This is a genomic window from Pseudomonas sp. KCJK9016 (genome assembly GCF_046231795.1).
Classification (GTDB): Bacteria; Pseudomonadota; Gammaproteobacteria; order Pseudomonadales; family Pseudomonadaceae; genus Aquipseudomonas; species Aquipseudomonas bananamidigenes.
On sequence record NZ_JBJJMM010000046.1, the window covers coordinates 1 to 17,783 of the forward strand.

The window sequence follows — 17,783 nt, forward strand, 5'->3', positions numbered from 1 at the left end:
CTGGCACGGGCGCCCCCTGTCGCCTCCCTTCCCCTTTCGTGCGGTGGGTCAAAGGTTTTTAAAGAACCGCCCCCCCTCGCCCCCGGTTGCTCACCCCGCCACATACCACAATCACTACATCCCGAGCCCCCGCCAACGCCGGATGATCCAGATAAGCCACCGCCAGCGACACTCCACAAGCCGGCTCCACCAGTTGCCGCAAGTCATTGGCATAACGCACCACCCCCATGATCGCGTCGTCATCGGACAGCACCAGGCATTGGTGATCGAACTCGCCAATATGTTGCACTGGCCATTGCGCCACTTGTGCAGCGCCAAGGGAGGTGGCAACCGTGTCGATCTTGCTCAGGCGCACCGGATGCCCGGCCTCGACGGCGGCGGCAAACGAGGCGGCGCCACGGGTTTCGCAGGCGATGATCCGGCAATCGCGTCGCTCATGACGGAGCAGCCCCGTGAGTAGCCCTGCGAGCAATCCCCCGCCACCGACCGAGGTGACCACGGCGTCGACCTGCGGGCAGTCTTCGAGAATTTCATCGATCATCGTGCTGTGCCCTTGCCACAACACCGGGTGGTCGAAGGCCGGGACGTATTCGGTGTCAGCCGCACTGGCCAGTTCCCGCGCCCGCTGATTGGCTTCGTCCCAGACCTTGCCATGGACGATGACTTCGGCACCGGTGCGGCGGATGCGTGCGCGGGTCGCTTCCGGGGTGGTGTGCGGCACCACGATGCAGGCTTGAAGGCCCAGGCTGGCCGCCGCCACCGCCGTGGCGAGGCCGGCATTGCCACCGGACGGACAGACCACTTTGCGTTTGCCCTGCGCCGCCGCCTGACTGCACAACAACCCCATGCCCCGCAGCTTGAAGGAGCCACTGGGCTGCAGGTTTTCCAGTTTCAGCCAGATACGCCGGGAGCTGGTCGACAGGGTTGGATGGAGGATCAACGGCGTGCGGATGTGCAGCATGGCGGGCTCCTGATGACGCTACGCACGCCATGGCGCGCGGACGGTTGAAGTCGAAGCGTTCCATGTTTCAGCTTAGTCCACCCTGCCCCCCTCACGGTAAACGCCGGGGATCGTGCCGGGATCTACACTGAATGGAACCGCAGTGAGGTGCCTATGAAAATGTCAGCGCAAATGACCGTCGTCGCGGTAATCGCCACTCTCGCTTATCTGGGTCTGGCGATGTGGGGCATCGGCGGCGTGGCGGTGTTCTTTTCCCATGGGGCACTGGTGGTCGTGGCCCTGGCGACGCTGGTGATGGTGGTGGTGTCGTTGTTCAGCGAGGTGAACCTGAGTTCGGGCGAACGCGAAGACCGGGCCAATCGCTGGGTGATTCCGGCGTTCGGCGTGATCGGTCTGGTCAGCGCCTTTCTGCCGGCCTACTGCGATCGCATCGAATTCTGGACCATCGGTCGCGAAGGCATTCGATGGCTGGGGGCCTTGCTGTTCATTGCCGGCGGCGCGTTGCGGCTGTGGCCGGTGTTTGTGCTGGGCCGCCGCTTCAGCGGTCTGGTGGCGATTCAACCGGGACATCGCCTGGTGACTGACGGCATTTATACCCGTCTGCGCAACCCCAGCTATCTGGGACTGGTCGTCAACGCGCTGGGCTGGGCCCTGGCATTTCGTTCGGTGGTCGGAATCCTGCTGGCGGCGCTGACGCTGATCCCGTTGATTGCCCGCATCCATTCAGAGGAAGCCCTGCTGCGCACGCAGTTCGGCGCCGAGTACGAGGCCTATTGCGCACGCAGCTGGCGGTTGTTGCCCGGCGTTTACTGAGGTTGCAGACGCAACTGGCCGTCGCTGTCGATGCTCACCGTAACGTCGCGGTAACTGGCGATGGTCGCGTGCGCGGTATCAAGTGGATGCTGATGGGTCGCTGTAATGATCATCAACGGCGCACCCGCCGCTTCAGCCGCCTGGATGCCGACCGCCGCGTCTTCGAAAATCAGACAATCGGCCGGTTCCAGTCCCAGACGTCTGGCTGCCAGTCGATAACCGGCCGGATCAGGTTTGCCGGCACTCACGTCCTCGGCAGTAATCATTACCGTCGGCTCCGGAATCCCCGCCGCCGCCATCCGTCGCAACGCCAGATCCCGTGGCGCCGAGGTCACCATGGCCCATTGATTTGCCGGCAATGCCTTGAGAAACGCTGCCGCACCCGGAATCTCGACAATGCCTTCAACGTCTTCGATTTCCGCCTCGGTGATGAACGCCGCTTGCGCCTCGGCGTCCACGCCCGGCAGGTTCAGCCGGGTGATGGTGTCGATGGCGCGCACGCCGTGGATGCTCGGCAGGAAGGTCTCGACATCGACGCCGTGACGCACGGCCCAGGCCGCCCAGATCCGCTCGGCGGCGGCGATGGAGTTGAGGACGGTGCCGTCCATGTCGAACAGGAACGCGCCGAACGCGCGGTTGAAAACAGCATTGTGGGCAGACAAGGGATCGCATCCTCAGGCAAAGCCGGGCAAATGTGCCCGGCAATGTAGCATCTGCCGCAGGCTTCAGTGCAGACGCGGCGACTTGGATTTGAACGCGCCGTCCACGCAGTCGAGCAATTGGCCGATGGCCCAGGGCTTTTTGATGAACGCCACCGGGTGACGGACGCCGGAAGTCTCCGGGGTTTCATAACCGGACATGACCATGACCGGTTTGTCCGGCCAGCGCTCGCCGACCAGATTGGCCAGGTCCGCACCATTCAAGGTGCCGGGCATGGTGATGTCGGTCAGCAGCAGCGCAACTTCCGGCGCGTGCTCTTCCAGGTATCGCGACGCCGCATCGGCACTGGTCTGCGGCTCCACCTTGAAACCTTCCTCCTGAAGAATTTCGCACAGAAACTCCAGAATCAACGGATCGTCTTCCACTACCAGAATCAACCCGTCAGGAAGGTGCGCGCTCGACGACGGAACTGGACACATGAACTGGCACTCCCTGAACAACATGAACGTTTTCAGCGGATTGAGCCCGCTGCTTATCTGGTATGAGCGACGCCTTGTACAGAAATTCATTTTTGATACAGGTCTTTTCGATAACGCCGGTCGGCGAGCCCTCGTCACGGCCTGTTTGTGGTTAAAATGCCCGCCCTTTTGTTGGCCGATTCCGATTGATGAACCCTCAAGCCCTCGCCATTCTCCACACCCATCTGCTCACCGCGCTGACGTCGGCACCGACCGAAACCCGGCGCCTGTTTCATGGCCGTGGGCGTTGCTGGCCGGGGCTGGAGCAAATCACCGTGGACTGGCTGCAAGGCGTGGTACTGGTGTCGCTGTTCAAGGAACCCGAGGCCTCGCAGCTGGAAGACCTCAAGCGCCTGCTGCTGCAGATCACTCATTCAGAGCAATGGCAGCAGTCCGGTGCTCACACCCTGCTGATCCAGCACCGTTACCTGCCGCAGAGCACCGCCGAATGGCTGTCGGGGGAAGAGATCGACGAGATGACCATCGTCGAAGGCGGGCTGAAATACCGCGTGGATCTGGGCCGCAAGCAGAACGCCGGGCTGTTCCTCGACATGCGTTACGGGCGCAACTGGGTTCGCGAACAGGCCGCCGGCAAACGGGTGCTGAACCTGTTCGCCTACACTTGCGGTTTTTCGGTGGCGGCCATCGAAGGCGGCGCCAGCCATGTGGTCAATCTCGACATGTCCCGCGCGGCGCTGAGCCGGGGCCGCGACAATCACCGTCTGAACGGGCATGACCTGAGCAAGGTGAGTTTCCTCGGCCACGACCTGTTCAAGTCCTGGGGCAAGGTGATCAACAGCGGCCCGTACGATCTGGTGATCATCGACCCGCCGTCGTTCCAGAAAGGCAGCTTCCTGCTGACCAAGGATTACCAGCGCGTGCTGCGCCGTCTGCCGGAATTGCTCACGGCCCGGGGTACGGTGCTGGCCTGTATGAACGACCCCTCGTTCGGGTCTGACTTCCTGATCGATGGCGTGACGCGAGAGGCGCCGAGCCTGGGTTTCGTGCAGCGCCTGGAAAACCCGCCGGAGTTTCCGGATGTCGACCCTGAAAGCGGCCTGAAGGCGCTGTTGTTCCGGCAGATCGGCTGATCCCGGTCAGCGCGGACGCAATACCAGCGCAAACAATTCACCATGCCCGGTGACCTTGAGCTTGTGATAGAGGTTGCGCCGATGCACCTTCACGGTCTCCGGCGAAATGTTCATTCGCTGGGCGATGGCCTTGCTGGAAAAGCCCTGGAGAATCAGGCGAGCGGTGTCGATTTCGCGTACGGTCAGCCGCGCATCGAAACGATCCAGCAGTGCGGCCAGATCACCGACCGGTGCATCAGCGACTGCGCCCTGCGGAGGCATCAACTGCACGTGCCGACGCATCGCTGACAACACCCAGTCCCGCACGCAGAGCAAGCGCCCCTGTTCCTGCAGACTGAAATCCGTCGTCCTGCCCAGCGACAAGCCGAGCACGCCGTCGTCCAGATTGACCATGAATTGCAGTTCATCCGCGCCGACCACCGAACGGAAATAGCTCTGGTAGTACTCGCTGTGCAGAAACTGGTCCGGCGCCACGGACGCCAGGCTGTGCAAACCGTCGACGATGCCGGCGACGGCAGCCCGATAGAACGGATCGAGCAAGTACATGCCGGCACAGTAACCGGCCAGTTCTTCCTGCTCGTCGGCGCGGCTCTGGCTGTCGAAGTCGATCAGTAAAAGCGGCGGTCGCCCCGCCTGCATCAGCGCCACCAACGCATTGTCCAGCGGCACCAGCAACCGCACCGTATCGACCAGCGCCCGCCAGAAGCCGTCCTGACCGATCGTGGCGAACACCCGCGACAGGCTCTGATGCACCGGCAATTCCTGCAGCAACGCGTCCACGCACTACCCCTTTTGAGTAACCCATGATGGGAATGGGTGGCGGGCGGCCTGCCCGATAGGCTGACCACTCCTGTTCATCACCGGCCTGCCACAGGCCAGGAGTGCCGCATCATGCGTTGTCATCACGGGTATATCAACCTGGGCCTGGCGGGTGTCGTGTCCGTCGCACTGACCGCGCAAGCGGCCGAGCCGCCGAGCGTGCATGTCTACAACTGGTACGACTACATCGGCCCGAGCACCTTGCAAGACTTCAAGCGCGACAGCGGCATCGAGCCGGTGTACGACACCTTCGACAGCGCCGAAGTGCTGGAAGGCAAACTGATGGCCAGCCACAGCGGCTACGACGTGGTCGTGGCGAGCAACTTCAGTCTGCCGACCCTGATCAAGGCCGGCGCCCTCGCCCCGTTGCCCCGCCATCAACTGCCGGGCTGGAAGAACCTCGATAACGATCTGCTGAGCAAACTGGCCAACAACGATCCCGGCAACCAGTACGCCGTCCCCTATCTGTGGGGCACCAACGGCATCGGCTACAACGTCGACAAGGTGCGCGCCGTGCTGGGCGACAAGGCGCCGGTGGATTCCTGGGATCTGGTGTTCAAGGAGGAGAACCTGGCCAGACTCGGCGAATGCGGCGTGGCGATGCTCGATTCACCGTCGGAAATGCTCCCGGTGGCGTTGCACTATCTCGGCCTGCCGCCCAACAGCACAAACGTCGAGGACTATCAGAAAGCCGAAGCCCTGCTGCTGAAACTGCGCCCGCACATCGCCTACTTCAACTCCTCGAAATTCATCAGCGATCTGTCCAACGGCAACATCTGCGTGGCGGTCGGCTGGTCCGGCGCGATGCTCGAAGCCAGGACCAACGCCGAACAGGCCGGCAATGGCGTGAAGATCCGCTACAGCCTGCCCAAGGAAGGCGCACCGGTGTGGTTCGACACGCTGGTACTGCTCAAGGACGCGCCACATCCGGCTCAGGGCCTGGCGTTCATCGACTACCTGCTGCGGCCCGAGGTGATTGCGCCGGTCAGCGATCATCTGTCCTACCCCAATGGCAATCGCGCCGCCACCGCGCTGGTCGCCAAAGCCACCCGCGACAACCCGGCGGTGTATCCGCCCGCCACGGCGATGGCCACGCTATTCACCCTCGAACCGCTGCCCAAAGCCACCGAGCGGGTGCGCACACGGGTCTGGAGCAAGGTCAAGAACGGCCAGTAATCAACATTGAACAGAGAAGAAAACACCATGAAACCAAGAGCCCGCGATCTCCATATCCGCATCGGCCAACTGCAGCCGGGCCCGCTCAATGCCATCACCGACGTACCCGGCGTGCGGGTCGGCCACAGCAATGTGCGCGGCCACAGCGCCAGCGGACGTGATGTCTGCACCGGCGTCACCCTGATCGAACCGCGTGCCGTATCGACCAACGCAAAGCCCTGTTTTGCCGGCGTTCACGTACTCAACGGCAACGGTGATGCCACCGGGCTGGAATGGATTCGCGAGGCCGGCCTGCTGACCAGCCCGATCGCCTTCACCAACACCCACAGCCTGGGTGTGGTGCGCGATGCCTTGATCGAGCTGGATCGCGAGCAGCAACCGGACGACAGTCGGCTCTACTGGAACATGCCGGTGGTGCTGGAAACCTTCGACGGTTTGCTCAACGACATCAACGGCTTTCATGTGAAGCCCAAACATGTAGTGGAAGCACTGAACAACGCCGTTGACGGCCCTGTGCAGGAAGGCGCGGTGGGCGGTGGCAGCGGCATGATCTGCCATGAATTCAAGGGCGGGATCGGCACCGCATCGCGCCGCTTGAGCAAGGCTCAGGGCGGCTGGACGGTGGGGGCCATCGTCCAGGCCAACCACGGGATACGCCGCGAACTGCGGGTCGACGGCTACCCGGTCGGGCGCTACATGGAACAGGTGGACTCGCCGTTCCTGCGCGCGTCGCTGCCGCATCCGGGCATGGGTTCGATTGTGGTGTGCCTGGCCACCGATGCGCCGTTGTTGCCGCATCAATGCACGCGCCTGGCACAACGGGCCAGTCTCGGTCTGGCGCGCACCGGCGGCGGCAACGAAGACCACAGCGGTGACATTTTCATTGCCTTCGCCACCGGCAACGAACAGATCCCGCCCGCCGCCTACGAGGGCAAAGGTGCGCCCACTTGCGACGGCTTGCGGATGGTCAACAACGACCACATCAGCGAGCTGTTTCTGGCGGCGACCGAGGCGGTGGAAGAAGCAATCATCAACGCCTTGCTGGCCAGCGACAGCACCGAAGGCAACGGGCATGCGGTGCAAGGGCTGGATGCCGCCACCTTGCTCGCCGCTCTCGAAAAAGCCGGCTGGCCGGGCGCTCGTTGACACTCATCGGAACAACCCAAGTCCGAGTTCACGCGCGGCCTGCAACTGGATCGCAGGATCGCTCGACTCGGACTCCAGCAGCAACGCCGAGCCCGCCACCGTCGCCCCGCAGTAGTCGAAGATCCCGTGATCGATCTGCCTCTTCATCGCCGCGTCGTAGCCGTGGCGTTCGTAGGTGCGCGCATCGGCCCCGCCGAGTGCGACCAGATGCACGGGCAAGCGTCCGAGCTTCTTGCGTGTCGAATCACCGTCGAAGTCATACGCCCAGCCATTGCTGAATACCCGGTCGATCCAGCCTTTGAGCAGCGCCGGCATCGACCACCAGAACACCGGATACACCAGCACCAGTGCATCGGCGCGGTCTATGCGTGCCTGTTCGGCCAGGACGTCTGCCGGCGGTGCTGACTCACGGTGATGCACCGCCCAGTCGGCCACGCCGAAACGCGGGTCGAATTCCTCGGCGTGCAAGTCAGCAATTTCGAAGGTGTTGGACGGATCGTTCTCCGACAGGCCTTTGGCGATTTTTTGCGCCAGCGCATGAGTCAGCGAACGGGGATCGTCATGAGCCACAACAATCAGTGCGTGCATGGGGAAATCTCCGGTTGGTGATTGCTGACCAAGGGCTTATCCTTTCGATAAGCTACACTTAGTAAGTTACCTTCAGTAAGTTACGTTTGGTATATAAGCAATGTCAACCACTGAAATCCCCGAATCCGTTCAACCCCGCCGGCGACTTTCCCGGGAAGACCGCCAGCGCCAGTTGCTCGACATGGCCTGGCAATTGATTCGCGAAGAAGGCACCGACGCCCTGACCCTGGGTTATCTGGCGGAAAAGGCCGGTGTGACCAAACCGGTGGTCTATGACCACTTCATCACCCGCGCCGGTTTGCTGGCTGCGCTGTATCAGGATTTCGACAGGCGCCAGACCGCACTGATGGATGCCGCGCTGGACAATTGCGAGGCGACGTTGAGCGACACTGCCTCGGTGATTGCCACGTCGTATGTCGACTGTGTGCTGACTCAGGGCAACGAGATTCCCGGGGTGATCGCCGCCCTGGCCAGCTCGCCGGAACTGGAGAAGATCAAGCGCGAATACGAGGCGATTTTCCTGGAGAAATGCCGCCGTGTGCTGTCGCCGTTCGCTGACGGTGGTGACATTAGCCAAGCGGGACTGCGCGCCATGCTCGGTGCCGCCGAGGCGTTGTCTCAAGCAGCAGCTACCGACGAAATCAGTGCAGCACAGGCCCGCGACGAGTTGTTTGCAACCATCGCCGCGATGGTCGAAAGGGCAGCAAAGCAAGTGACTGACGGTACTTGAGACCGTCCGTGCACCTTCCTAGGATGGAGTTACGCAGCTGCTTGGCTCGCCAGACCGCTGCGCAGGTGCGGGTGTTCTGAACCCCAATCAAGCCCGTACCTTTGTTTCACGCGCATCTTGAGCCTCACGGGCTCTACTTCCTCCCCATCAAAGAGTCTTGAGGCTCTTTTTTTGTCCCTGAAAATCAGCGTTCCGGTTCGCGACGGATCGAACGCCACGCCGCCTGCGCCAACAATTCACGACAGGCCTTCGGGCTGCCCTGCACTCTTCCCGACAACCATGCCCGACAATAGCTGTCGGCCTGACCGATGATCAGCGATGGCAGCAGTTCGGCCGGGCATTCAATGAGTTCGGCTGCGCGCCCGGATTCGCTCAGCCAGGTGCGCAGGCCCTGGTTGCGCGTCCTGTTGCGGTCGGCGAGCTCTTCTTTGTGCGGGCCGCGGGTCACCGCGTGGCGCGCGTGGTATTGAAACCGCGCCCACTCAGGCTGGTTCTCGACCCAGTCCACGTAGCTGTAGACCAGCGCCCGAACGCCTTCTTCAGTAGTCGTTGCCTCGGCCAGACAGGCATCACGCAGGCGTGCCTGATCCTCAAGAGCAGTGAAGAACAACGCGGCCACCAGCCCTTCCTTGTTGCCGAAATGGTGGTAGATCGCGCCGACACTGGTGTCGCACTCGGCACGGATCATTTCGATGGTGGTGGCCTCGATCCCCTGCTCGTTGAACAGGCGCAAGGCTTTGCGAAAGATGTCGCGCTTGAGTTCGGCCCGGCGTCCGGGGTAGCTGCGCTCGAGTAGATCTGCGGTGTCCATGGGGTTGAAGGCCTTGTTAATCCGGTTGGAGGGCACACCCGTGCCGGTAATCGAAACGCGCCTAGGTTGACAGATTTCCCGCAGACAGAATACCGTTCCGTTACAGAACAATATTCTGTGACGGAACATAATTCTGCAAATCTACCCCATTGCGAGGCTTCACCATGAGTCAGTTTCTCAACATGTTCAGCAGTGTCGGCCCCCAGGCATTCAGCCAGATGGCCTGTCAGGTCGCGCCTTACTTCAGCACCATCAACCCGCTGGTCAGCGAACTGCGGGCAGGCTCGGCGACGGTGCAGGTTCCGTTTCGCCGGGAGATCACCAACCACCTCGGCACCGTGCACGCCATTGCCCTGTGCAACGCCGCCGAGCTGGCCGCGGGGATGATGACCGATGTGTCGATCCCCGCCGGCGCTCGCTGGATTCCAAAAGGCATGACCGTCGAGTACCTGGCCAAGGCCAAATCCGATGTGACCGCCGTGGCCCTTGGCGAAGGGCTGGACTGGCAGACCGAAGGCGACAAGATCGTGCCGGTGGACATCCACGATACCGAGGGCAAGAAGGTGTTCACGGCGCGGATCACCATGAACGTGAAGCTGGCCTGAAATCACGGGCACAAAAAAGCCCTTGTTGCGCTCATTGCAGCAAGGGCTGTTTGCCGTTGGCCGGATCAGTGCACGGTCAGGCGCTGGCGGACGAATGCCTCTGTGTGGCGCGTGACTTGATCCAGGTGCCGGTCCCGCTGTTTTTCCGCGTCGACCATCGCCCGCTTACCGTGCTTTTGCAGCAGATAAGTGTGGATCTGCTGCACCTCCAGCGAGCGGTAGATCGGCGTGGTGTCGATGAAACCACGCAAACCGTTGCTGCGGTAATGCCGGGTGCTCATCAACACCTGAGTCTCCAGCTGGCCCAGCACTTCAAAGCCCAGCGCCTCGAAATACGGGACTTTACCCACGCTGCATGTCAGTTCGGCATGGGGGTAGCGCGCAACCATTTCCGCGATCAACGCACGGGCCACGCCCTGGCGGCGATGCGATTGACGGACCGCCAGGTACGCGACGTTGCACGCCTCCCAATCCCCTTGCACCGGCAGGTACAGCAGGAAGCCGATCACCTTCTCCGGGTCATCCTCGTCGGTGGCCACCAGCAGCTCCACTTCGGTGCCCTTCTCGCCATTCAGTGCCTCCAGATACAAATGCACCTCGTAGCCGACCGCGTACTGATAGACGTTGTACAGCAGGTTGCTCGGGCCCAGACCGATCGCACTGATGTCGGTCAGGTAGTCGACCACCATTTGCAGGATCTGGCTGTTGACGCCTTCGGGGCACGGGGATTTGTAGTGGGTGATGCGGGGCATGGCGGGTGAACTCCGGCGGTAAAACACAAGTTGCCGGGCGGGTTGAGCGACCGGCGAACCGCGACATCATACCCTGTGCAAGCCTGACAAAAATTTCATCTGCCGGTGAACGGACTTTTTGCCCGTTTGGCGTCCAATTCTTCAGCTGCGTTCATTTCCCGACGCAGGCCCTGAGGAGTTGTCATGAACGTTCTGCGTTCCCTTTTGAAATGGCGAAAAGCCCTGCTGCTGGTGCCGGTGACGCTGGCCGCACTGGCCAGCTCGCCGGTATTTGCCCAACCCGAAATCATCATCCGCGAAGCGCCGCCACCGATGCGCATGGAACCGATGCCCGGTCCACGGCCCGGTTACGCCTGGGATCGCGGTCACTGGCGCTGGGAAGGTCGCGGTTATGTCTGGATGCCCGGACACTGGCAACCGGTGCGCCACCACGGCGCACGCTGGGAACCGGGCCACTGGGAGGCGCGCGGGCCGAACTGGTACTGGATTGAAGGTCACTGGGTGCGTTGATCGCGCAACCGTCTGCCAACGTTACCTACCAGGAACACCACCATGTCAAAAATCATAAAAACCTTGCTCACCGCCACGCTCGTGGCGATCACACTGTCGGGCTGCGTCGTCGAACCGGCACGCCCGCACCGGCCACCGCCTGTTGTAGAAGTCGTTCCGGCGATGCCTGCACCGGGCTACCACTGGGTCGCCGGCCATTACCGCTGGGCCGGCAACCAATGGCGCTGGGTGCCGGGGCACTGGCGGGCGTATTGAGGCCGATCACTGCGCCGGCGCAACGATCTTGAACTTGATCGCGATGTCGTTGGAAACCACGGTGTCGGCCCACTCCCCGGCACCGAGGCCAAAGGCATCGCGCTTGAGTACCAATTCACCGTCGAAGATGCCGATGCTGCTGTCGGGTTTCAGTTGCACCGGCACCTGCACTTCGCGAGTGATGCCTTTGAGGGTAAGTCGGCCGAGCAACCGATAATGGTGGTCATCAACCCGGCTGAAACGGGTCGACTCGAACACCGCCATCGGGAATTTTTCCGTGTCGAACCACGCGGGCTTCACCAGTTCGGTGTTGGCGTCTTCGCTGCCGGCATCGATGCTGGTGAGGTCGATGTGCAACGTCGTATGGGCATCGGCAAGATGTTCGGTGTCGAAGTCCAGCGTCGCGTCGAATTTGCCGAACGTGCCATACATCCGCGAGCCCATCTGGTCATAGGTGAAGCTGATCTGGCTGGCAGTGGTGTTGACCCGGGTGTACTCCACGGCCTGCACCGCCGGCGTGACGATCAGGCAACACACGGCAGCCAACAACAATCGAATCGACATGGGATGCTCCGCTGCCCGAGTGGACCTCGAATGACTTAAGCAAAGTTCCGGCGGTTATGCCACTGCGTCGGTCATCCTCACCTTCAGATAGCCGATCAACGCCTTCACCTTGGGCGATGGCAGATGCTCGCGGGCCGTGACCGCATTGAGATCCTGGGGCGGGCCGATCCACTGCGGCAGAACCCGGATCAGGCGCCCCGCCTGCATGTCCGCTTGCATGCTCTGCTCCATCGCCAGGCTCAGTCCCTCGCCTGCCAGTAACGCTTCGTGCAACAGCGCCGGGTCATTGGCAAGAATGCAGGGTTCGACGCGATAGTCTCTCAGGCGGGCCCCTTCCCGGCGCAATGGCCAGACATAACCGACATCGCGCCGCGCCTGATGCAGCGTCAACGTCTGATGCTGCAACAGCTCTTCAGGGGATTGTGGCGTGCCGTGGCGCTCGAGGTATTGCGGGGCCGCGTAAATGCCCGTGGGAAAACTGGCCAGCCGCCGGGCGATCAGGCTCGAATCCGGCAATGCACCCAGCCGCAGGGCGATATCGATCTCCTCGCCCACCAGATCCATCGGCACATGAGAGGCCAGAATCTCCAGGCGGATGTCCGGATACGCCTGACGAAACCCTGCCAGCAACGGAGCGAACCAACTGACCCCGAATGAAAAAGGCACTGTCACCCGCAACCAGCCACGAGGTCCGTCACGCAATTGATGCACCGCCCGCTCGGCGTGTTCGAGCGTATCGGCAATGGATTTGCACTGCTCGTAATACACCGCACCGGCCTCGGTCAGGCTCAACTGGCGCGTGGTGCGGCGCAGCAACTGTACGCCGATGGCCTGTTCCAGTTCGCGCACCCGGCGGCTGACCGTGGTTTTCGGCATCTGCAACGCATGGGCAGCGGCGGTGAAGCTGCCCAGACGCACCACACGGACGAAAACCAGTGTGTCGTTCAAGTCACGGATCATTTCGGGCCTGCCCTGAGAACAATCAACTGTGCCACCCATGGCACATTTCATGCCGCGATTATGGGCTAATCAGCTGATACCCTGCGACTTATTATCGGTGCTCCCTCTCGGAGTGCCATCCATGAACCTCAACGAATACGCCGAACATGACGGCATCGGTCTCGCACAACTGATTGCCACAGGCGAAGTCCACGCCAAAGAGCTGACCGCTCTGACCATCGAAGCGATACAGCAGGTCAACCCAGCGATCAACGCCGTCATCGAGCACTGGATACCGCCCGCGACCACGGGCAGCGGCCCCTTGGCCGGGGTGCCGTTTCTGATCAAGGACCTGGCGATCACCGCAGCCGGGCGACGCAATGAACTGGGCAGCCGACTCGCGCAAGGCCTGGTCGCGCAAAGCGACTCCAGTCTGATGCAACGATTCAACGCCGCCGGGCTCATCACCCTGGGCCGAACCACCACCCCGGAAATGGCCTTCAGCACCGAAACCGACTCCCTCCTGCAAGGCCCGACCCGCAATCCATGGAACCCGCGACGCTCCGCCGGGGGCTCAAGCGGTGGCGCCGGTGCGGCTGTCTCGGCGGCCATCGTGCCGATCGCCCATGCCACCGACGCCGCAGGATCGATCCGCGTTCCGGCAGCCTTCAACGGGCTGGTGGGCCTCAAGCCGACGCGTGGCCGCAGCTCTCACGGGCCACTGATGGACGAGGTGTTTGCCGGGCTCGGCGTGCAACTGGGGCTGTCGCGGACGGTGCGCGACAGCGCGGCGCTGATGGATGTGGTGCAGGGCTGTGCGCCGGGAGATCCTTATTACACCTCTGCACCGGCTGAAGGTTTTCTGGCTCAGGTCGGCCGCGATCCGGGACTCTTGCGTATAGGTTTGCTCGATGCACCGTGGAACGGGGCCAGCGTTGATCCCGAGATCAGTGCTGCCACCGCCCGTGTCGCCCGAGAGCTTGAATCCCTCGGCCATCAGGTTGAAACCGTCCGGGCACCGCTCGGCCTGTCGTGGGACGCGTTCGTCGAAGCCAACGTGCACATCTGGTGTGCCAGTCTGGTGCGCTGGATCGATCATCTCGCCACCGCTACCCGGCGGCCAGTCGACCGCAGCACCCTGGAACCGGCCACCCTCGCCTGCTACGCCTTCGGCCAGCAATCGCGCGGCACAGATTTCGCCGCCGCGCTGGAAGTGCGCAACAGTGTCGCCCGGCAGGTGGCCGCGTGGTTCGAGTCCATCGACATCCTGCTGACCCCGACCCTGCCGCGCCTGCCACAAGCCATCGGCACCTACAATCGCGGCGCCGAGTCTCTGGATGGCCTGCAATGGACGGCGCGAGTGTTCGATCACTCGCCCTTCACCCCGGTGTTCAACGTTGCGGGAACGCCGGCCATTTCCCTGCCATTGGGGATGTCGCGCAGTGGCTTGCCGATCGGTGTGCAACTGGCCGCACGCTTCGGCGCTGACGATGTTCTGCTGCGTCTGTCGGCACAACTGGAACAGGCGTTGCCGTGGCATCACCGGCGCCCGCTGATTCACGCGGGTCGCTGAAAACGAAAAGGGCCGCTTCCCAAGGAGCGGCCCTGCGTTTTCTGACGATCAGTCCTACACCAACCGCTCGATCTTCTGATGCTGCCAGACCCGTTTGTAATACAGCGTCTGCAGCGCCAGCATTCCCAGATAGGCAATCGGAAACGCCATCCAGACGCCCTGCAAACCAAACAGTCCGTCCAGCCAGTAGGCCGCCGGCAACTGCACACCGAGCACGCAGACGATCGCCACACCCACCGGCACCAGCACCGTGCCGCTGGCACGCATGATGCCGCCGATGATTGCTTGAAAGCCGAAGATCAACAGACTCCACAGCATGATGTGCAGCAAGTGCTCGGCCATCGCCCGGGTCGAGTCCTCGGTCAGGAACAACCCCAGCAGCCAGTGCGACAGCAGGTAACCGAGCACGATCAGGCCACCGGTCAGGCACACGTTGATCCACAAACCGGTGCGCAGGATCGGCCCCAGCCGCTCCAGCCGCCCGGCGCCGATCGCCTGGGCACCAAGGATCGACGCGGTGATCGCAATCGACAGCGCCGGGAACTGCACGTAGTTGACGATCTGCGTCACCGCACCATACGCCGCCGTCGCCTGTGAACCATGCTGGTTGACCAGCGCCAGAATCACCAGCTCCGACAGCGACAGCACGATCATCTGCACCCCGGTCGGCAGGCCGATGCGCAACACCTTGCCCAGGATGGCACCATCGAGCCGCAGTGCTGCGAAGAACTCACGGTCCGGCGCCAGCGGATGGCTCTTGCGGATCAGGCTCCACGCCAGCCACGCCATCGCCGCCAGCGTACCGGCCAGCCCGGCGAACGCCGCGCTCTGAATACCCAGTTGCGGCAGGCCCAGCCAACCGCGAATGAACGCCGGGGTCAGCGCCAGACCGACAACCGTCGACAGCAGCAAAGCGAGCATCGGCGACAGCGTGTCGCTCACCCCACGCAACAACTGTGTGAACAGCACGTACACCAGCACAAACGGCAACGTCCACATCATCACCCGGGCATAGGAAACCGCGTCGTCCAGCACATCCGCCGGCGTGCCCAAGCCCTGCAATGCCTGGCGCGCAAACACACTGCCAGACACCGCCGCGACCAGGCCGATCAACACGCCCAGCAGTAAAGTGGCCCCGGCGATCGCCTTCACCCTGTGCGACTCCCGTGCGCCCCATGCCTGGCCGATCAATACCCCGGCCCCGGCGCCCAGACCAATGACCAGCGCGATGAAGAAAAAGATGATCGGAAACATCCCCGACACCGCCGCCAGCGCCTGGGTGCCGAGCATCTGGCCGATGTAGATGCTGTTGACCGTGCCCGACATGGATTGCAGAAAGTTCGACAGCACCATGGGCGCGAGGAACAGCAGGTAGGTTTTCCAGAGGGGATTTTGGGCGGGGGTCTGCATCGAGCGTCCGTCTCGGTGAAAGCAATGGGGAGAGTCTAAGGTATGCACAGCCTTTCAGGTCGTACCCCTTTGCATTAAAACTTCGTAATCTCCACCCCCTGTCCAAAATGGAAGTGAACCGATCCCATGCCTCGTGTCTCGACCCTGCTGACCTCTGCCCTGTTTGCCGCTCTGGCAACGACTGCCCACGCGGCCCCGACGCCAGCCCCCGAAGCGCTGCAAAGCCTGCTGGTGACCTTGAATGAACGCCTGAACATCGCCGACCTCGTCGCCCTGACCAAATGGGACAGTGGCAAACCGATCCAGGACAGTCCCCGTGAAGCCCAGGTCATCGCCAATGCCCGAGCGCTGGCCACCGAACGCAAACTCGACCCTGAAGACGTGGCGCAATTGATCGCCGCGCAAATGGAAGCCAACAAACTGGTGCAATACGGTTTGCTCGCGAAATGGCAAACGGCTGGTGCTGCGCCGGACACGCCCCGCCCGGATCTGGGCAAACAGATTCGTCCGCGTCTGGATGAACTGCAAACCAGGCTGTTGCAGCAATACGCCGACTTCACGCCCTATCGCCACGATCCGGCCTGCACGGCGTGGCTGGCCAAGGCGCGCAACGGTCAGGCGAAGGATGCGTTGCATGAACTGGCGCTGATCCGAGCCACCGGAGAGTTGTGCATCCGGGCAACTGCCCCGTGACTCGATGCCCGGGCATCCATCGTTGGCGTCGATAGTCACCATCACGCCAATGAAGTTCTCATAAAAAATCCCGGGCGTAACATCTGCTCCATACCAACCCGACAACACCCCGGAGCACACGATCATGAAACGCCAAATCCTTCTCGGTATCGCTTTCTCGGTTCTCGCAGTCAACGCTTTTGCAGCCAAACCCGCCCACACCATGATCGCCGAAGGCGGTTCGGATCGATTGATCGAACAGCGTGTAGCTGAAGGTGGCTCGGATCGTCTGCTGGAACGCCGCGTTGCCGAAGGTGGCGCTGATCGACTGCAAGAACGCCGCGTAGCTGAAGGTGGTTCGGATCGTCTGCTGGAACGCCGTGTGGCCGAAGGTGGCGCTGACCGTCTGCTGGAACGCCGCGTTGCCGAAGGTGGCGCTGATCGACTGCAAGAACGCCGCGTAGCTGAAGGTGGTTCGGATCGTCTGCTGGAACGCCGCGTGGCCGAAGGTGGCTCGGATCGCCTGCTGGAACGCCGCGTAGCTGAAGGTGGCGCTGATCGTCTGCAAGAACGCCGCGTAGCTGAAGGTGGTTCGGATCGCCTGCTGGAACGCCGCGTAGCTGAAGGTGGTTCGGATCGCCTGCTGGAACGCCGCGTGGCCGAAGGTGGCGCTGATCGTCTGCAAGAACGCCGCGTCGCATGAGCTTGACAGCGCTTTCCCAAGACAAAGAAAAGCCCGGCCTGATCAGCCGGGCTTTTTCACATCCAACCGTCGCTTACTGAGCGGTTTTCAGCTTGATCACATCACCGGAGACCTTGGTGGTGTAACCGCTCAGGACCCATGCCCAGAACCAGTTTTCCTGAACCTGAGTGTTGATCATCGCATCGCCGCCGCGGGCCTTGATCGCCGCATCCTGGGCGCGGACGAAACGGCTGTTCTGGCGAATCGGGATAACGCCGAACAGCATCAGGCCGGTGGCGGTCGCTTCGCTGTGGCCAATCACGGTGTACTGATTGCTGTCGTAGTTACGGGTGTTCATCGGGGTGCCGGTGCAACCTGCCAGAACCACACCGAACAGTGCGGCGGCGACTACTTTGCTGAGGTATTTCACTACAAGACTCCATGGGTAAACGCCCGGGATCCATCTCTCGGGCGGCGCATACTTTACCGGAGGCAGTGGCACATCAGT

22 protein-coding genes are annotated in these 17,783 nt (G+C 62.3%); 11 read left to right on the forward strand and 11 right to left on the reverse strand.

Annotated elements, in window-relative coordinates; translation table 11 throughout:
* Nucleotides 1-58: 58 nt before the first annotated feature.
* A complete protein-coding gene (locus ACK6BI_RS27110) occupies nucleotides 59-961 on the reverse strand; it encodes a pyridoxal-phosphate dependent enzyme (RefSeq protein WP_409319529.1) in 903 nt (300 codons plus the stop codon).
* Nucleotides 962-1,114: 153 nt separating this feature from the next.
* Between ACK6BI_RS27110 and ACK6BI_RS27115 the strand changes: the two genes are divergently transcribed.
* Nucleotides 1,115-1,774 (forward strand): methyltransferase family protein, encoded by a 660-nt coding sequence (locus ACK6BI_RS27115; RefSeq protein ID WP_409319530.1) that lies wholly within the window; start codon nucleotides 1,115-1,117, stop codon nucleotides 1,772-1,774.
* Here the strand turns inward: ACK6BI_RS27115 and ACK6BI_RS27120 are convergent.
* Together ACK6BI_RS27120 and ACK6BI_RS27125 are read right to left on the reverse strand one after the other, a co-directional pair.
* Nucleotides 1,768-2,436, reverse strand: coding sequence for an HAD family hydrolase (locus tag ACK6BI_RS27120; RefSeq protein WP_409319531.1), 669 nt, complete (start codon nucleotides 2,434-2,436; stop codon nucleotides 1,768-1,770). The genes ACK6BI_RS27115 and ACK6BI_RS27120 overlap by 7 nt on opposite strands.
* A 63-nt stretch (nucleotides 2,437-2,499) precedes the next feature.
* Entirely contained in the window at nucleotides 2,500-2,913 is a 414-nt protein-coding gene (locus tag ACK6BI_RS27125) for a response regulator (protein WP_409319532.1), read from the reverse strand.
* A gap of 188 nt (nucleotides 2,914-3,101) precedes the next feature.
* Between ACK6BI_RS27125 and ACK6BI_RS27130 the strand changes: the two genes are divergently transcribed.
* Nucleotides 3,102-4,043: a class I SAM-dependent methyltransferase gene (locus ACK6BI_RS27130; protein WP_409319533.1), complete on the forward strand. Its 942-nt coding sequence runs from the start codon at nucleotides 3,102-3,104 to the stop codon at nucleotides 4,041-4,043.
* A gap of 6 nt (nucleotides 4,044-4,049) precedes the next feature.
* Here ACK6BI_RS27130 and ACK6BI_RS27135 read toward each other — a convergent pair whose 3' ends face one another.
* Nucleotides 4,050-4,823: a LuxR C-terminal-related transcriptional regulator gene (locus ACK6BI_RS27135; protein ID WP_409319534.1), complete on the reverse strand. Its 774-nt coding sequence runs from the start codon at nucleotides 4,821-4,823 to the stop codon at nucleotides 4,050-4,052.
* Between the two features lie 111 nt (nucleotides 4,824-4,934).
* On the opposite strand from ACK6BI_RS27135, the gene ACK6BI_RS27140 reads away from it, so the two are divergent.
* Both ACK6BI_RS27140 and ACK6BI_RS27145 read left to right on the forward strand, forming a co-directional pair.
* A complete protein-coding gene (locus tag ACK6BI_RS27140; protein ID WP_409319535.1) occupies nucleotides 4,935-6,038 on the forward strand; it encodes a polyamine ABC transporter substrate-binding protein in 1,104 nt (367 codons plus the stop codon).
* 27 nt (nucleotides 6,039-6,065) lie between these two features.
* Nucleotides 6,066-7,184 carry a P1 family peptidase gene (locus tag ACK6BI_RS27145; RefSeq protein WP_409319536.1) on the forward strand — a complete coding sequence of 373 codons (1,119 nt, stop codon included), beginning with the start codon at nucleotides 6,066-6,068 and terminating at the stop codon, nucleotides 7,182-7,184.
* 3 nt (nucleotides 7,185-7,187) lie between these two features.
* Here ACK6BI_RS27145 and ACK6BI_RS27150 read toward each other — a convergent pair whose 3' ends face one another.
* Nucleotides 7,188-7,772, reverse strand: a complete 585-nt coding sequence (locus tag ACK6BI_RS27150) for an NAD(P)H-dependent oxidoreductase (RefSeq protein WP_409319537.1) — start codon at nucleotides 7,770-7,772, stop codon at nucleotides 7,188-7,190.
* 100 nt (nucleotides 7,773-7,872) lie between these two features.
* Here ACK6BI_RS27150 and ACK6BI_RS27155 point away from each other — a divergent pair, with 100 nt between their 5' ends.
* Nucleotides 7,873-8,502, forward strand: a complete 630-nt coding sequence (locus tag ACK6BI_RS27155) for a TetR/AcrR family transcriptional regulator (RefSeq protein WP_409319538.1) — start codon at nucleotides 7,873-7,875, stop codon at nucleotides 8,500-8,502.
* A 184-nt stretch (nucleotides 8,503-8,686) separates the two neighbouring features.
* Here the strand turns inward: ACK6BI_RS27155 and ACK6BI_RS27160 are convergent, their stop codons facing one another.
* Nucleotides 8,687-9,313, reverse strand: a complete 627-nt coding sequence (locus ACK6BI_RS27160; protein ID WP_409319539.1) for a TetR/AcrR family transcriptional regulator — start codon at nucleotides 9,311-9,313, stop codon at nucleotides 8,687-8,689.
* A 164-nt stretch (nucleotides 9,314-9,477) separates the two neighbouring features.
* On the opposite strand from ACK6BI_RS27160, the gene ACK6BI_RS27165 reads away from it, so the two are divergent.
* Entirely contained in the window at nucleotides 9,478-9,918 is a 441-nt protein-coding gene (locus ACK6BI_RS27165; RefSeq protein WP_409319540.1) for a hotdog fold domain-containing protein, read from the forward strand.
* A gap of 65 nt (nucleotides 9,919-9,983) precedes the next feature.
* On the opposite strand, the gene ACK6BI_RS27170 is transcribed toward ACK6BI_RS27165, so the two are convergent.
* Complete coding sequence (locus tag ACK6BI_RS27170) at nucleotides 9,984-10,670, reverse strand: GNAT family N-acetyltransferase (protein ID WP_409319541.1); 687 nt, start codon at nucleotides 10,668-10,670, stop codon at nucleotides 9,984-9,986.
* Between the two features lie 183 nt (nucleotides 10,671-10,853).
* Between ACK6BI_RS27170 and ACK6BI_RS27175 the strand changes: the two genes are divergently transcribed.
* Nucleotides 10,854-11,180 (forward strand): YXWGXW repeat-containing protein, encoded by a 327-nt coding sequence (locus tag ACK6BI_RS27175; protein WP_409319542.1) that lies wholly within the window; start codon nucleotides 10,854-10,856, stop codon nucleotides 11,178-11,180.
* A 42-nt stretch (nucleotides 11,181-11,222) separates the two neighbouring features.
* Nucleotides 11,223-11,435 (forward strand): YXWGXW repeat-containing protein, encoded by a 213-nt coding sequence (locus ACK6BI_RS27180; RefSeq protein ID WP_409319543.1) that lies wholly within the window; start codon nucleotides 11,223-11,225, stop codon nucleotides 11,433-11,435.
* 6 nt (nucleotides 11,436-11,441) lie between these two features.
* Here the strand turns inward: ACK6BI_RS27180 and ACK6BI_RS27185 are convergent, their stop codons facing one another.
* Both ACK6BI_RS27185 and ACK6BI_RS27190 read right to left on the reverse strand, forming a co-directional pair.
* Nucleotides 11,442-11,999, reverse strand: coding sequence for a YceI family protein (locus ACK6BI_RS27185; RefSeq protein ID WP_260520025.1), 558 nt, complete (start codon nucleotides 11,997-11,999; stop codon nucleotides 11,442-11,444).
* A 54-nt stretch (nucleotides 12,000-12,053) separates the two neighbouring features.
* Entirely contained in the window at nucleotides 12,054-12,959 is a 906-nt protein-coding gene (locus ACK6BI_RS27190) for a LysR substrate-binding domain-containing protein (RefSeq protein WP_409319544.1), read from the reverse strand.
* Between the two features lie 121 nt (nucleotides 12,960-13,080).
* Here ACK6BI_RS27190 and ACK6BI_RS27195 point away from each other — a divergent pair, with 121 nt between their 5' ends.
* Nucleotides 13,081-14,511 carry an amidase gene (locus ACK6BI_RS27195; RefSeq protein ID WP_409319545.1) on the forward strand — a complete coding sequence of 477 codons (1,431 nt, stop codon included), beginning with the start codon at nucleotides 13,081-13,083 and terminating at the stop codon, nucleotides 14,509-14,511.
* A 54-nt stretch (nucleotides 14,512-14,565) separates the two neighbouring features.
* On the opposite strand, the gene ACK6BI_RS27200 is transcribed toward ACK6BI_RS27195, so the two are convergent.
* Complete coding sequence (locus tag ACK6BI_RS27200) at nucleotides 14,566-15,921, reverse strand: MATE family efflux transporter (protein WP_409319546.1); 1,356 nt, start codon at nucleotides 15,919-15,921, stop codon at nucleotides 14,566-14,568.
* Between the two features lie 126 nt (nucleotides 15,922-16,047).
* On the opposite strand from ACK6BI_RS27200, the gene ACK6BI_RS27205 reads away from it, so the two are divergent.
* Together ACK6BI_RS27205 and ACK6BI_RS27210 are read left to right on the forward strand one after the other, a co-directional pair.
* The gene (locus ACK6BI_RS27205; RefSeq protein ID WP_409319547.1) at nucleotides 16,048-16,614 is read left to right on the forward strand and encodes a chorismate mutase; all 567 of its coding nucleotides are present in this window, start codon (nucleotides 16,048-16,050) and stop codon (nucleotides 16,612-16,614) included.
* 124 nt (nucleotides 16,615-16,738) lie between these two features.
* Nucleotides 16,739-17,296 (forward strand): phage infection protein, encoded by a 558-nt coding sequence (locus tag ACK6BI_RS27210; RefSeq protein WP_409319548.1) that lies wholly within the window; start codon nucleotides 16,739-16,741, stop codon nucleotides 17,294-17,296.
* 73 nt (nucleotides 17,297-17,369) lie between these two features.
* On the opposite strand, the gene ACK6BI_RS27215 is transcribed toward ACK6BI_RS27210, so the two are convergent.
* Entirely contained in the window at nucleotides 17,370-17,705 is a 336-nt protein-coding gene (locus ACK6BI_RS27215) for a hypothetical protein (protein WP_065258385.1), read from the reverse strand.
* Nucleotides 17,706-17,783: the final 78 nt, after the last annotated feature.

Excerpts from the sequence above, each read along its gene's own strand:
- ACK6BI_RS27195 (WP_409319545.1), top strand. The coding sequence starts at position 13,081 with ATGAACCTCAACGAATACGCCGAACATGACGGCATCGGTCTCGCACAA.
- ACK6BI_RS27205 (WP_409319547.1), top strand. The coding sequence starts at position 16,048 with ATGCCTCGTGTCTCGACCCTGCTGACCTCTGCCCTGTTTGCCGCTCTG.
- ACK6BI_RS27160 (WP_409319539.1), bottom strand. The coding sequence starts at position 9,313 with ATGGACACCGCAGATCTACTCGAGCGCAGCTACCCCGGACGCCGGGCC.
- ACK6BI_RS27180 (WP_409319543.1), top strand. The coding sequence starts at position 11,223 with ATGTCAAAAATCATAAAAACCTTGCTCACCGCCACGCTCGTGGCGATC.
- ACK6BI_RS27125 (WP_409319532.1), bottom strand. The coding sequence starts at position 2,913 with ATGTGTCCAGTTCCGTCGTCGAGCGCGCACCTTCCTGACGGGTTGATT.
- ACK6BI_RS27155 (WP_409319538.1), top strand. The coding sequence starts at position 7,873 with ATGTCAACCACTGAAATCCCCGAATCCGTTCAACCCCGCCGGCGACTT.
- ACK6BI_RS27175 (WP_409319542.1), top strand. The coding sequence starts at position 10,854 with ATGAACGTTCTGCGTTCCCTTTTGAAATGGCGAAAAGCCCTGCTGCTG.
- ACK6BI_RS27165 (WP_409319540.1), top strand. The coding sequence starts at position 9,478 with ATGAGTCAGTTTCTCAACATGTTCAGCAGTGTCGGCCCCCAGGCATTC.
- ACK6BI_RS27170 (WP_409319541.1), bottom strand. The coding sequence starts at position 10,670 with ATGCCCCGCATCACCCACTACAAATCCCCGTGCCCCGAAGGCGTCAAC.
- ACK6BI_RS27210 (WP_409319548.1), top strand. The coding sequence starts at position 16,739 with ATGAAACGCCAAATCCTTCTCGGTATCGCTTTCTCGGTTCTCGCAGTC.
- ACK6BI_RS27145 (WP_409319536.1), top strand. The coding sequence starts at position 6,066 with ATGAAACCAAGAGCCCGCGATCTCCATATCCGCATCGGCCAACTGCAG.
- ACK6BI_RS27200 (WP_409319546.1), bottom strand. The coding sequence starts at position 15,921 with ATGCAGACCCCCGCCCAAAATCCCCTCTGGAAAACCTACCTGCTGTTC.
- ACK6BI_RS27190 (WP_409319544.1), bottom strand. The coding sequence starts at position 12,959 with ATGATCCGTGACTTGAACGACACACTGGTTTTCGTCCGTGTGGTGCGT.
- ACK6BI_RS27150 (WP_409319537.1), bottom strand. The coding sequence starts at position 7,772 with ATGCACGCACTGATTGTTGTGGCTCATGACGATCCCCGTTCGCTGACT.
- ACK6BI_RS27110 (WP_409319529.1), bottom strand. The coding sequence starts at position 961 with ATGCTGCACATCCGCACGCCGTTGATCCTCCATCCAACCCTGTCGACC.
- ACK6BI_RS27185 (WP_260520025.1), bottom strand. The coding sequence starts at position 11,999 with ATGTCGATTCGATTGTTGTTGGCTGCCGTGTGTTGCCTGATCGTCACG.
- ACK6BI_RS27115 (WP_409319530.1), top strand. The coding sequence starts at position 1,115 with ATGAAAATGTCAGCGCAAATGACCGTCGTCGCGGTAATCGCCACTCTC.
- ACK6BI_RS27140 (WP_409319535.1), top strand. The coding sequence starts at position 4,935 with ATGCGTTGTCATCACGGGTATATCAACCTGGGCCTGGCGGGTGTCGTG.
- ACK6BI_RS27130 (WP_409319533.1), top strand. The coding sequence starts at position 3,102 with ATGAACCCTCAAGCCCTCGCCATTCTCCACACCCATCTGCTCACCGCG.